We start from the raw sequence: 13082 nt of genomic DNA, 5'->3' as shown, positions 1-13082 counted from the left end.
GAGGTGAGATGACCTTTTGCGTATTAATAAATTTATTAGTGAGACAGGTTACTGCTCCCGGCGTGAAGCGGACAAGCTGGTCGAGAGTGGGAAAGTAACAATTAATGGCATCAAGGCAGAGCTAGGCAGTCAGGCTGAAGAAGGCGATGATGTACGCATTAATGGACAGCCGATCCGTGAGAAAAGAAAACATGTGTACATCGCGCTGAACAAGCCGGTGGGTATCACGAGTACGACGGAACAACATATCCGGGGGAACATTGTTGATTTTGTTGGCCACACAGAACGAATTTTCCCGATTGGTCGCTTGGATAAAGATTCAGAAGGCCTGATTCTCATGACCAATGATGGAGATATCGTGAATCGGATTTTAAGAGCAGAGGGTCGCCATGAGAAGGAATATATCGTTACCGTGGATCGACCAGTAACTGCAAGCTTTCTGCAGGGTATGAGTACAGGGGTCAAGATTCTTGGTGAAATGACGCTTCCTTGCAAAGTAACTCGTATCTCGGATCGAATGTTCCGGATTATACTGACCGAAGGGAAGAACCGTCAGATTCGCCGGATGTGCAGTGCATTTGGTTATGAGGTTCGTAAGCTGAAAAGGATTCGTATCATGAACATTCATCTTGGAGAGCAAGGTACGGGCAAGTGGAGGGAGTTAACTGCGGCAGAGAAGGCAGAACTCGGTAGTCTGCTCGACTACTCATTAGAATAAATACGAGATCATAGTGAAGGCTCAATATGGCCAGCGTTCAGAAGTTCCTAAAAGGATACTGGACGCTGGCTTTCTTCATCTGCTAATAATAGCTGTATCGAAATTCAGCAATATGAATACCGATAAAAATAGTTTTAGAAAGATTCCGCAGCAGAGCAGAGCGTAAATAAAAGTGCCACTCCCCTCGTATAGAAGGAAAGTGGCACTTATCGTTTGTTCGGAAAACTTATGCTGTTGCAGGGCTTCTAGTTAGCCGAATCAACGGCTTTTACAGACGTGTTGTTGCTTTGGTATTTCCGAATAATTGAAACCTCTACACGTCGATTCTGTGCTCGTCCAACATTCGTATCATTACTAGCAATTGGGTGGTATTCTCCGTATCCGCTAGGTGTGAACTTGGAAGGATCGAGCGCTGTATTAAGCAACAGAATTTTGAGGAAGTTGAGGGCACGATCTGCACTCAAATCCCAGTTATCCTTATATTGGTTGTTCGAAATGGGAATGTTATCGGTATGGCCCGATACAACCACTTCATATTCCGGGAACTCCTGAAGCATGCTTGAGATCGCTTTGGCCAAGGAGCGCGATTCTGGTTTCACATCGGCTCGTCCAGAGGAGAACAAAGCGTTATCACTGATTGTGATCTTCAGTTCCGACTGATTTAACTTGGTGTTAAGCTGATCGGAAAGTCCATTTTTTGAAATATACTGATCCAGACGTTCCTTGAGCTTTTCCAGATCCTCTTGCTCTTTCTGAGCCATCTGAGCATCGGTAATCTGATTTGGTGTTTTTTTCGTAATCTCCTCAGGCTGTTCTTTCTTCTTACCCAGATCAGCACCCGGAGTTTCAGGATTCATGGAGCTATAATCAAGGACACCTGATCCACCATTCAATGCGCTGCTTAGTGCGGAAGCCATTTGCTCAAACTTAGTCGCATCAAGGGAACTCATGCCGAACAACACAATAAACAGAGCGAGCAACAAGGTCATCAAGTCGGAATAAGGGAGCAACCAACTCTCATCATTATGTTCTTCATGTGGTTCGTGCTTTTTAGCCTTTTTCACCTGATGATCCCTCCTTCTCTTCCAATTGTTTACGTTCGGAAGGTGTCAGGAATACGGATAACTTTTGGTTGATAGCAATGGTGGATACACCGGATTGTATGGATAACAATCCTTCAACCATCATCAGCTTGATCTCCATTTCTTGCTTGGACATCCGCTTCAGCTTGTTAGACATCGGGTGCCACAGTACATAACCTGTGAAGATACCCAAGAGGGTAGCGATGAATGCTGCTGCAATCGCTTGAGAGAGTTTAGCCATATCGCTAAGATCCGCAAGGGCTGCGATCAAACCAACTACGGCTCCGAGAACGCCAAGTGTTGGAGCATACATACCTGCTTGGGAGAAGATCAGTGCACCACTGCGGTGGCGTTCCTCTGTAGTGTGAATATTTTCCATTAGAACATCGCTGACGAAGTCTTGATCGTTCCCGTCGATAATCATTCGCATGCCGCTGCGAAGGAACTGATCGTCAATCTCTTCAACTTTTGACTCAAGTGCAAGCAAACCTTCACGACGGGTAGTGGAAGCCCAGTCCATAAACGTGCCGATTAGGGATACGCGATCGACCAATTGTTGCTGTTTGAACAAAATTCCGAAGAGCTTCGGAATTCTCTTGATTTCTGACATAGGGAAGGCCATAAAAATACTTCCCGCGGTACCAACAAATATAATCATGTAGGCTGCTGGGTTGTTGACCAGATTAATTACGGGAGCATGCTTCAACATCATACCGAATACAAGTGAAGCGAGTCCCAAAACAAGTCCAATAATTGTTGAAATGTTCATCATACACCTCATCCATGAGATAAAATTGAATCCTTTCAAGCGGCTATATTCGGGCTTCCGGACGAACGTAGAGCCGCAATTCGTTTAAAGCTTGGCACTCTTTTGGATTGCCAAAACATTTAAAACGGTCATGTATAGTATTTATCGACCAATAGGCCTTTTTTTTTAAGGGTTATTTTCAGGTATAATAAGATGAAATCAGCTCCTTAGGGGCCGAATAGGAGTGAAAAGCCAATGGGCGTAAAGCATGGACGGGATTATGAAGGAATATTGACAGATTTAACACAGGCTCTCAGTCGCATACCGGATCGGTATGTTTTCTTTGAAATGGATTCGGAAGAGTGGGGCAGATTAGGCGAGACGGAGCAGCTTGAAGTCGATGAGGCACTGGCAGAGGATCTGTTCTATGCGCTAGGTGAGGAATCGGTCATTCCAGTTGGTAGCGGGGTGGTCATCCATGATAAGGATCAGCACCGGATTCATATTTTGATTGGAGAAGAAGAGCTCACCTTTGTACCGCTAATTTAGTTTGCACAGAAACGTTAATTCAGGGTCATATATCATGGGAGATAAACCCCTGAAAGCCTTATGGTTATTGGCTCTACCGTCATTTGATAGATTGGATTTTGAGGCTTGTCCATGGTAAGATGATAGTCGTGAAACGGCGAATCGCACTGCGGTGAACCAACCGTTTGGGGCTAATCTGTAGTGCCAAAGGTTTCGTTGGTAGCATAGATGGATACGGAAGTAGGGCGATGTTTCCATCGTATGGGGAGGAAGATAACGTATGGTTTTTTCGCAAGAGGAAGTCGAAGCTCATCTAGGAAGGCTTGAAGGCTGGGAACTAGAGGAGGGCCGATGGATTGTCCGCAAATTTGTATTCTCTAACTACATGAAAGGAATTGCATTTGTAGACGAGGTCGCTGCGATCTCGGAAGCATTCAATCATCATCCTTTCATTACAATTGATTATACGACAGTCACGCTGCGTCTCACGTCATGGGATGAAGGTGGCATTACATCTGTAGATATTAAGGAAGCTGAGCAATTTAACGAGACATTTGAGAAAATGAGGGCGGAATAACCAACTCGGTTAGGTTCGTCTGTTAGAAATGGGTGAACGGCATGTCAGACAACAATCAGAAACATCCGCTTATCGCTGTCGTTGGTAGCCTTAATATGGATCTTGTCGTCAAAACGGATACGATTCCAGAAGAGGGAGAAACGGTCAGTGGGGAAGAGCTGCACTATCTTGCTGGTGGCAAAGGGGCTAATCAGGCAGTGGCCTCCGCTCGTCTAGGTGGGCAGACAACGATGATTGGAGCTGTAGGCACAGATGTGTTTGGTGAACGCCTGCTTCGTAGCTTGCATGAGAGCGGGGTAGATGCATCACAGGTTCATGTCATGGATGATACAGCGACGGGTACGGCCTCGATCTGGCTCTCCAATGGAGATAACCGCATTATTGTTATCCCAGGGGCGAATGGGAAGGTAGTACCGGAGATGCTGGAAGAGGCGAATACGGTGAAAAGCCTGACTGCAGCCGCAGCGGTGCTGCTGCAGCTAGAGATCCCGCTGCCAGCGGTCACCCGCGCCGCTACACTAGCGGCAGAAGGCAGCGCACTGGTGGTGCTCAACCCGGCTCCCGCGGTGCCGGGTCTGCCCCAGGAGCTCCTGCGGTGCGTTGACGTCGTCACGCCGAACCGCAGCGAGCTCGCCGTGCTTACCGGCCGGGATCATCTCCGGCCGGAAGACCTGGATGCGGCGGTCGCAGAGCTCGCCGCATCCCTCGGGGCCGCCGTCGTTACGACGCTCGGCCCCGAGGGGGCTGTGTACGCGGCAGCGCCTGGTGGCCGCGTACAAGCAGGGCGTGCCGGCGCGTGCCGTGCGCCCGGCTACGCCGTAAGCGCCGTCGATACGACCGGCGCTGGCGACTGCTTCAACGGCGCGCTGGCGGTAGCCCTCGCGCGCGGCGAGACGCTTGACGCGGCAGTCAGCTTCGCTATGGGCGCGGGCGCGCTATCCGTGACGAAGCTGGGTGCCCAGTCCGGAATGCCGTCTGCAGATGAAGTAGAAGCATTTCTTGCGCAGCAGGCAACGAGCAACTGAGTACATCATCCATGTGTGCAAATACAGAGAAGAGGCTGTTACCCCTGGTAAGGAGGTAATAGCCTCTTCGTTCACCTGTTACTTTTTCTCGGCGAGCCACATCGCAATGTTGGCAATCTCTTCATCTTGCAGTCGATCCTTGAACGCAGGCATGCCGCCTTTACCTTTGACGATCGTGGAGTAGATCTTCTCGACGTCATCCTGACTTCCGATGTTCGCAAGAGCCGGGCCTACGCCCCCTTGAAGCTGATCCCCATGACAGGAGATACAATTGGCTTTTACCAGTGCTTCAGCCTGTCCGGCATCCATTGTGACTTCCGGCATAGTTGGTTTAGCTTCTTGAGCAACCTCTTCTTTTCCTGGAAGCGTAAACATTAAAATAATAGCTAACGCGCACGCTGCAAAAAATACCCCGCTCATGATCCATTTGTGCATCCCTTATGTCCCCTCCAGAATGAAAGATCATCTAACTGAAACTGTCCATATCATTATAACGGAACTATCCACGACATCATAGCATTTTGTGGTAATTTTTTGAAACTTATCATATGAAACCGGGAATGTCCTTAACTCCTAATGGTCCTGTAAGTTAATGAGCTCCTGCATACACCATACAATAAAAAGGCTGCAAACCGGTAGGGGTTTGGCGTTCATATGTATCTTGGGTGATAAAACCGACCTTTTCATAAACCCGAATGGCTCGGGTATTCCAGGTGAGAACTTCTAAATCAATTTCATTTGAAGGATTCCTTCGGATCGCTTCCTGTACAATCGCAGACACAAAATCCACGCCTTGTCCATGACCGCATCGTTCGGGATGCATACCCAGCCCAATTCGGGTAACACCCACAAGTGGAAAGAACTGTGCGAATCCACAAATCTCATCATGCTTGTCAAAAATGACAGCATATTGATCTTTCCGTAGCTGCACATCCCCAAATTCGACTTCAAGTGCCTTCATCTGCTCCCAAGGAAGCCAGCTATAAATATTATAAGGCGGGTCGTAATGCCAACTGCATATCTGCTGTGCGTGTTCCTCTTCCATAGGTTTAACGTGAAACGTCACAGAAGCTTCGTCCATACTTCCTGCACGCTCCTCTCATTTGTAGGATAGGTACCAGGTACCTCTTCAAAACGGACAAGCTCCTAAAAGGTGATGAATCGATCCTACAGATCATGTGTAAATGTATAGATATTCCTAACGCTACTCTACAGAACGTGGTGTCGTTTTGGCAAGTCTTCGTAAAATAGAAAAAAATTGAAACAAAAGATTGGTTTATTACGTTTATATTACAATAGGATGGGTAAAAACATCTTAAGGGCACGGACGAGAAAGCACAAAAAAACCGCCGGATACATTCCTGCGGAGAATGGATCGGGCGGTTCTGTTATGCTTGGTTACAGTATGATGTTGCTCAGCTTGTCCTTAGTCACGTGCGAGTGTTTCATATGCGTCCGTGCTCATAATACGTTTAGCGCCAACATAACGGTTAGCCCAGTAGTTTTCGCTCAATGCGCTGATCGTAACGCCTTTGGAAGAAGAAGAGTGTGCGAACTTACCTTCTCCAACGAAAATACCTACGTGTGAAATTCCACTGCCTGAAGTATTAAAGAATACCAGATCGCCAGGTCTCATTTCTGAACGGGACACAGAGTCACCCATTTCGAATTGGGAGCTTGATTGGCGAGCCAAATCAATGCCAAGCTTGTCGAATACATACCGTGTAAATCCAGAGCAGTCAAAGCCGTTAAGCGTTGTTCCTCCGCTTTTGTATGTAGTTCCCATTGCTGAGTCGATTACTTCATCCATTTTTGAATCTGCGAATGCGCTGCCAGCTCCAAGTGATAATGCAAATGTGAGGCTAAGTACAGCTGCGGTTAGTTTCTTCTTGAACAAGAGATATACCCCTTCCAATGCCTGCGAGGTTAGCTTAAGGATTCGGTTGAAGGTCCCCTATGATCCCTCTGTAGCAAGATCAATTCACCCATAACTGGTTCCCCCGCTTCCCAGGTGCTAGGAATTTGGCTATGCTAGTTGTGCACCTGTGAAATCAAGAAATGACGATTAAATTTTAAGTAGTTACAAATATGAAGGTAAAGATTACAAAGTTGTTACTAAAAACTCACTGCGATTATTGTAACAGAGGAACACTGCTTTGGCAACGTTTAGCAGTAAAATTAGCAAAAAAAACCTCGACCTTTGACGGGGAAAGGTTGAGGTTTGCTTTTGTGAAGCGCTATCATCGCGTTTATGTGACATGGAGATGGTAACAAATTTTAACCTGTTTGAATCAACCTCTAGTCGACTTGGACTGCCATAAGCGGAAATGAGCACATATCTTCCATAGAGACATGAGACAGCGAGCCAGCGGATACGTTTGCTGTAATATAAGGCCAGCGAGGCCTGTTAAGAACCATGATGCTGAAGTAAAGGCACCGAAGAGAAGCAGATGCAGCCCTCCCAGAAGCACAGCGATGCCAATTACAGACACGATATGACGAAGTGCGATCCATAGAGCGTATAATATACCGTGTGCCCGGCCTTCGCCATCTGGAGCTGATGCACCGAACTGCATGTATAACATCACATGGTGAATAATCCAGCCGTACACGATCCACAGGGCGACATATGGAATGCCAGGCAGTAACAGTTGTAATGAATGGAATCCATTCATTAGAATGGCGTACAGTTTTGGCACAAGCCAGTAGGCGGGTAACAGCATCAGCAACGTTCTTATGAAGTGCAACAGTAACATCGGTTTCCACAACACTTTGATGCCACGGACAAAAGGAGTTCGTTCCTCAGATTGATTAAAATGCTGTAATGAATACAACAGCCCTGCTTGAATGAGGGGAGTAATCAGCATGCGTAGCAGCAGCATGGCTCCAAGAATCCATAGATACCGATGAACCTCAGGATGAGTAGAGAGACTCAGTTGGCTCTCCATTTTGAACAGCAGCGTACTGAGCTCTCCAGCATCCGTGACAGGATACCGAAGCAGCAGCGGGACTACTGCGGACTGCACTAACCGATAGATAAAGTATCCCCATACTAATTGATAGATGAATAGTAGTGCGGCTATGAACATGTGCTGACGGACGAGAAACCAGCCTTCACGTATTTTTGCTTTCACTGTCTCCACCTCACCATGACAGACTTCCGAAAATAGCTTCTATAAGCTTGGTCGTGCTAAAACTCCAGCGGAATTTAGTTGGTTCGTCCAATTTGGCTTTTAGGAAATTGTCCATATGACGGTTCTCTAGTACCACAGTGTATAGAGGGTCGGTCATGGCCCAAGAAACCGGAGAAGTATAGGTAAGCTTATAGGTGACTCGATCCTCGTTTCCGTTCCATTCCTTGTTCACGATATGCCCATCCTCGAACACAATTCGAACAGGAACCTTCATATAATTGCTTCCCTTTTTCTGAATGGTCACAGAGGATTCATACACCTCTTGATCACCCTTCTGAATCGGAGTTACGCTGATTTTCTCTACAGCGAAGTTTGCCATCCCATCGCCATATACATATTGATCAAAGTACGTAGACCATGAAGTGCGAGTAACTTGTTCCACGACCTTTTGGAAATCTGCTGAAGTGGGATGTTTGAAACGGTACTTCTTCACATAGGTAGAGAGAATGCGTTCCATTGTTTTGGAGCCGACTTGTTGTTCGATACCGAGCAAGACAAGCTTACCTCGTGTATAGACATTTGCTGCATAATGGTTCTGTGAATCAAATTTCCATGCTTCCTGTGTCAGTGGGGCGGGAGACGTGATCAAGCCTGCTTGAACAGGTAAGTTAGGGATTAGGCCATATTCTTGCTCCATTAATTTATCCTCTGCATAAGAGGTGAATCCCTCGTCGAGCCAAGCCTCCTCGAATTCATTGCTGGCGAGCATACCATAGAAATACTGATGACCAATCTCATGCACGACGGTTCGTTCCAGATCATAACCGGGTGTCGTATCATCCGCCCCGAAGGCAGTCACCAACGTTGGGTACTCCATGCCGCCTGCACCATTTCCGGTTTTCGGAGGAACGACGATTGAGAGTGTGGAGTATGGATAAGTGCCAAACCATTTGCTGTAATTCGCCAAAGCTGCCTTAGCAGCATAGAAGTAACGTTCTTTTAGATCCTGGTGTGCTGGGTCAAGATACAGTTTGATCCTTACTCCAGGAACATTGGGTGCAGAGAAAGGCTCCTCGGCATAAACAAAATGAGGTGAGGCCGCCCATGCAAAATCATGGACATCGTCGGCATAGAATTGATAGATTTTTTCTTTATTCTTCACAACCGCTTGCTGCGTTGGAAATCCTGTTGCGGCTACCTTGTATGATTCCGGTACTCGAATGCGTACGCTATAGATACCGAAGTCGGCATAAAATTCGGAATTGCCGTGATATTGGTGCAGATTCCACCCCTCGGTTGTCCGGCCTCGTCTACCTGTAGGCTCATAAACGCTAATTTTGGGAAACCATTGCCCTGCCATTACAAAATCGTCTGCGGTTCCCATGCGTGCAAAAATTTTGGGTAGCTGTACTTCAAATCGAGTGTGCAGCGTTATGCTCTCGCCGCCCTTCACCGGTTTAGGCAATCGGATTTTGATCAGAGTTTTATCTTTTATATTGCCGTCATCCGGCTGTACGTATTGCATGCGATGTAAAAGCGACAGACCATCTTCTGTTTTCATCTCCGTGATCTTCATGGAGCCATAACCATCTGTGGGCATAACATCCCCACGAAGCTTCCCACCAGACTCCTTCATAAAGGTAGTGTCTGAAGAGGAGAAAGCATTGGGATACAAGTGGAAATAAAGCTCGTTAACCGTTTTTTTACCTGGATGAGTCCAGGTTAGTGTCTGTGTTCCCTGTAACACATTTCCGTCCACCAACTTTACATCGATGTGATATTCCACCACTCGATCGCTGAACACTTCAGCCGTCGGGGTCTGCACGCTTTCTGGAGGTGCGGAGGTTTGGGTTTTTGCTGGAGGCTTGCCCACTTCTGGGGCGAGCACAGGCAATTCGGATGTTATGGAGCGAGTGTTTCCCAGCGTAATCCACGCTCCTGCAATAAGCACACACAGGGCGAGGAATGCGGTGAGCCAACTCTTGGCGCGTCGTGGAATCATCGTTAAATACCTCCCGTTGACAAGCATCTACAGCATGTATATGTTTGCAATGGGACGAATATTAGTTAAAATATTTGTATCAACCCTTGGAGGCTATAAACATGGAACAAAACGAGCAAAACGGCAAAAAACAAATTGCCTTGAATATCGTTAGTGCAAAGAGCAAACACAAAGGTTTCGGTGCGGGTTCTATTGATCTGAATAACTTATCCCCGGTCATTATTGATCAAGGCGAAGCCAAGATTGATATTGGTGCGATGCACGCGAAGAGTAAAGTGGAGCGTGGCATCAAATTTTCGACCAATCGTGAGGATGTACCTAATGGACGCCAAGTATGGCTTGTTTGGGTAGCTGTAGATCGTACAGAGCAGGGACAGCTATATGGTGGTGCAACGGCTTGTGAGATGTGGATTGATACGGAGGCTAAGCGTGGATGGAAATTGCTTGCCGATCATGTGAATCGGATGGATTATGCATTGAAACGCCGCTTTATGTTGGATGATCTAGGTCCAGAAGAACGTGCAGCACTGAAGACACTTCTGATCTCACATAATGAAGAATGGTGGAACGCTTCACCGGATGTATTGAAGGATGCTTTGTCCTAGGCAGCCCAATTTGTTTCAGTACGTTTGATTAAACTAAATCATTAGATTAAAAAAGCCCCGTTACCTTTATAGAAGGGAATGTCACCTGTTTATTACAGGAGTCAGTCCTAACATCAGGTACGGGGCTTTTTGAATGTTGTTCAAGAGCGGCTTTCCTTTTGAAGTGTCTTATAGAGGATGTTCAAAAAGTCCGCTTTTGATTACGCAGGATGCCTAAAGGCATCATCAACGTCGAATATGGAATTCAGCCGAAATAAGTAGATGCTTACGAAGGTTGTTTCCTTCAGAAACAATGTAGTTGCTCACGTAGTTTTGCCTACGCTCCGCTACTCCATTTCTATCTTCATCCCATCTTCTCGGTACTGAAAACCGACCTTTTTGAACACGCACTTATACCACATTCACCGTGAGAACGAGCCGGACAGACTTCCGCTCAGCGGGGCTATTGATTGCAAAGATAGGGAGCCCTTCTGCTGAAAAGTGATGATGACGCAACTACGTCATTACGTGTTTACGTCATTCCACCCACCAACGTTTGAAATCTCTCCACCATGAATGTTTTTCTTCCTGTAGACCCTGTTGCTGCTGCACCTCACGAGTCATATCATCGCTTGTGGAGTCCGAATCGTCTGAAGCGCTGCGACATACTTCCGTTGGCTCCGTTCCATCAATAAATACTTCAAGTCGTTTCTCTGGGCAACCATTCCCAGCCAGTTTACCGGATTCAGGATCAATGTAGACACTGACAACGTTGTCAGGCACCGAAAATATTTTGGGTGGAACACTTGCAAGTGCTTGTTCCGTAAACTGGGCGAACATAGGTGCCGCGCGGCGACCATCTGCGGTGGAGATCGCTTTGCCTTGATCATACCCGACCCAGACAGCGGTCGAGAGTTCAGGGGTGAATCCGACCAGCCAGGCGTCTGTATTGGTTGTTCCTGTTTTACCTGCAACAGGTCGCTTGATGGTTGCTGAGACACGATTCCCTGTTCCACCATTTTCAAACACACTCTCCATTAACCGAGTCAACACGTAAGCAGCCGCGGGCTCAACGACCGTTTCTGCTTTGGTCTGAGGTGCTTCATATAGAACACGACCTGCGGCGTCAGTCACTTGTAAAATAGCAACAGGGGGTGTGCGTTGACCACCTGCAGCAATGACTGAAAAGGCAGATGCCATCTCCAATGGGCTAACAGGTGAGGTGCCGAGTGCAAGGGAAGGGACAGCACTCATACTGCTTGTAATCCCCAAATTTTTGGCCATACTTACAACTTGCTCTGGCCCAATCTGCATGATCGTATTAACCGCATAGATGTTGTCGGATGCTGCGATCGCCTTTCTCAGATCGATTTCACCAAGGTACTTGTCACCGAAGTTTCCGGGTTTGTACGTCTTACGATCTTCGTCGTAGTGAAACAAGGTCGGCTCGCTGTTGAACATGGATGCACTCGTGAGCTGTTTAGACTCCAGTGCGGCCAAGTACATAATGGGTTTGAATGCTGAGCCTGGCTGGCGCGTCGTTGCCAGCACGTGGTTAATCTGATTGGTGCGATAATTTTTGCCACCGACCATTGCTTTGATATAGCCTGTGCGAGGGTCAATGGAGACCAGTGCAGTTTCAAGCTCACTTGCAGCATCCATACCCTTGGATACGGCATCTTCTGCAGCCTTTTGCACACGCAGATCAAGAGTGGTGTAGATATTTAATCCCCCATGATCGAGCATCGCTTCACTGATGCCTAGTTCCTTGATGGCTAGATTCCGGATATAGTCTCGGAAATAAGGAGCTTTTTCCACCGTTTTCCGTTCACTTTCCGGTCTGAATTGGAGCATTTCCTCGTAAGCCTTATCCGCTTGGGTTTGTGTAATCTCGCCGATATCCGCCATGGCATTTAATACAATCTTCTGTCGATCCTTGGCATTCTTCATGTGATTATATGGAGAATAATAGGTTGGGCCTTTCGGAATACCCGCCAGCATAGCACTTTCAGCGAGATCTAGTTGTTTAGCGCTTTTGCCAAAATACATGCGTGAAGCAGCCTCGATACCGTAGGCTCCATGACCATAATAGATCTCATTCAGGTACATCTGTAGAATCTCGTCCTTGCTATATTTCATTTCGAGCTGAGCGGTGTACATGGCTTCTTTGGCTTTACGGGTCCATGTTTTCTCGTGAGACAGGTACAGATTACGTGCAAGTTGTTGTGTTAGCGTACTCGCTCCTTGAGACATCTGCATGTGCTCTAGGTTAACGAGTACAGCTCGTCCCATTCCTCGAACATCGAAGCCGTAATGCTCATAGAACTTACGATCCTCTACAGCAAGTGTGGCATGAACGAGATCTGGCGAGATATCTTGCAGTTGAACAGGTACCGAGTCTTTGCCGCCAGCAGAGAAGGTTGCGATGATGTCGCCCTGGCTGTCCAATAATCTGGAATTGCGATCAGAGTCAGCTAGGGGCAGGCTAGTGGCATATAGATAGACGAGTCCGGCTGCTGTGGCAATCAGACCAAGTACAACCAGCAAAGAGATCCTTTTGACAAATTTCCATATACGGAACCCGCGTTTGCGGGTCTTTTGGCGTGTCTGGTTCATGGAACGGGCTCCTTTCTTTTCTTTCCAGTATGGGATTAGAGTGGCAGGGATATTCACTGTGCTACATA

13 protein-coding genes and 1 riboswitch are annotated in these 13082 nt (G+C 47.2%); of the genes, 5 read left to right on the top strand and 8 right to left on the bottom strand.

Going from position 1 to position 13082, the window contains the following annotated elements; all coding sequences use genetic code 11:
• Positions 1-16: 16 nt before the first annotated feature.
• Positions 17-718 (top strand): 23S rRNA pseudouridine(2604) synthase RluF, encoded by a 702-nt coding sequence (gene rluF / locus M3636_RS28580; protein WP_128099798.1) that lies wholly within the window; start codon positions 17-19, stop codon positions 716-718.
• A 245-nt stretch (positions 719-963) separates the two neighbouring features.
• On the opposite strand, the gene motB is transcribed toward rluF, so the two are convergent.
• Both motB and motA read right to left on the bottom strand, forming a co-directional pair.
• Positions 964-1782: a flagellar motor protein MotB gene (gene motB / locus M3636_RS28575; protein ID WP_128099799.1), complete on the bottom strand. Its 819-nt coding sequence runs from the start codon at positions 1780-1782 to the stop codon at positions 964-966.
• Positions 1769-2569 (bottom strand): flagellar motor stator protein MotA, encoded by an 801-nt coding sequence (gene motA, locus M3636_RS28570; RefSeq protein ID WP_128104247.1) that lies wholly within the window; start codon positions 2567-2569, stop codon positions 1769-1771. Before motA ends, motB begins: the two co-directional genes overlap by 14 nt.
• 234 nt (positions 2570-2803) lie before the next feature.
• Here motA and M3636_RS28565 point away from each other — a divergent pair, with 234 nt between their 5' ends.
• The 3 genes from M3636_RS28565 to rbsK all read left to right on the top strand — a co-directional run bounded on the left by M3636_RS28565 (position 2804) and on the right by rbsK (position 4678).
• Positions 2804-3097 (top strand): hypothetical protein, encoded by a 294-nt coding sequence (locus M3636_RS28565; protein WP_128099800.1) that lies wholly within the window; start codon positions 2804-2806, stop codon positions 3095-3097.
• Positions 3098-3356: 259 nt separating this feature from the next.
• The gene (locus tag M3636_RS28560; protein ID WP_128099801.1) at positions 3357-3653 is read left to right on the top strand and encodes a 4a-hydroxytetrahydrobiopterin dehydratase; all 297 of its coding nucleotides are present in this window, start codon (positions 3357-3359) and stop codon (positions 3651-3653) included.
• Between the two features lie 41 nt (positions 3654-3694).
• Complete coding sequence (rbsK, locus tag M3636_RS28555) at positions 3695-4678, top strand: ribokinase (RefSeq protein WP_251384701.1); 984 nt, start codon at positions 3695-3697, stop codon at positions 4676-4678.
• 78 nt (positions 4679-4756) lie between these two features.
• On the opposite strand, the gene M3636_RS28550 is transcribed toward rbsK, so the two are convergent.
• From M3636_RS28550 to M3636_RS28530, 5 genes are all read right to left on the bottom strand, one after another.
• Complete coding sequence (locus M3636_RS28550) at positions 4757-5113, bottom strand: c-type cytochrome (RefSeq protein WP_128099803.1); 357 nt, start codon at positions 5111-5113, stop codon at positions 4757-4759.
• A gap of 154 nt (positions 5114-5267) precedes the next feature.
• Positions 5268-5759 carry a GNAT family N-acetyltransferase gene (locus M3636_RS28545; RefSeq protein ID WP_145410961.1) on the bottom strand — a complete coding sequence of 164 codons (492 nt, stop codon included), beginning with the start codon at positions 5757-5759 and terminating at the stop codon, positions 5268-5270.
• Between the two features lie 345 nt (positions 5760-6104).
• Positions 6105-6575, bottom strand: coding sequence for a C40 family peptidase (locus M3636_RS28540; RefSeq protein WP_145410960.1), 471 nt, complete (start codon positions 6573-6575; stop codon positions 6105-6107).
• Positions 6576-6578: 3 nt separating this feature from the next.
• A riboswitch (cyclic di-AMP (ydaO/yuaA leader) is annotated at positions 6579-6716 on the bottom strand.
• A gap of 253 nt (positions 6717-6969) precedes the next feature.
• A complete protein-coding gene (locus tag M3636_RS28535; protein WP_251384700.1) occupies positions 6970-7812 on the bottom strand; it encodes a carbamoyl transferase in 843 nt (280 codons plus the stop codon).
• A gap of 10 nt (positions 7813-7822) precedes the next feature.
• Entirely contained in the window at positions 7823-9814 is a 1992-nt protein-coding gene (locus M3636_RS28530; protein WP_251384699.1) for a M1 family metallopeptidase, read from the bottom strand.
• Between the two features lie 101 nt (positions 9815-9915).
• Here M3636_RS28530 and M3636_RS28525 point away from each other — a divergent pair, with 101 nt between their 5' ends.
• Positions 9916-10419, top strand: a complete 504-nt coding sequence (locus tag M3636_RS28525) for a YwhD family protein (RefSeq protein WP_128099808.1) — start codon at positions 9916-9918, stop codon at positions 10417-10419.
• 516 nt (positions 10420-10935) lie between these two features.
• Here M3636_RS28525 and M3636_RS28520 read toward each other — a convergent pair.
• Positions 10936-13014, bottom strand: a complete 2079-nt coding sequence (locus M3636_RS28520; RefSeq protein ID WP_251384698.1) for a transglycosylase domain-containing protein — start codon at positions 13012-13014, stop codon at positions 10936-10938.
• Positions 13015-13082: the final 68 nt, after the last annotated feature.

This window comes from Paenibacillus sp. MER 99-2, from assembly GCF_023714095.1.
GTDB lineage: Bacteria > Bacillota > Bacilli > Paenibacillales > Paenibacillaceae > Paenibacillus.
This window is presented reverse-complemented; position numbering and strand designations above follow the sequence as displayed.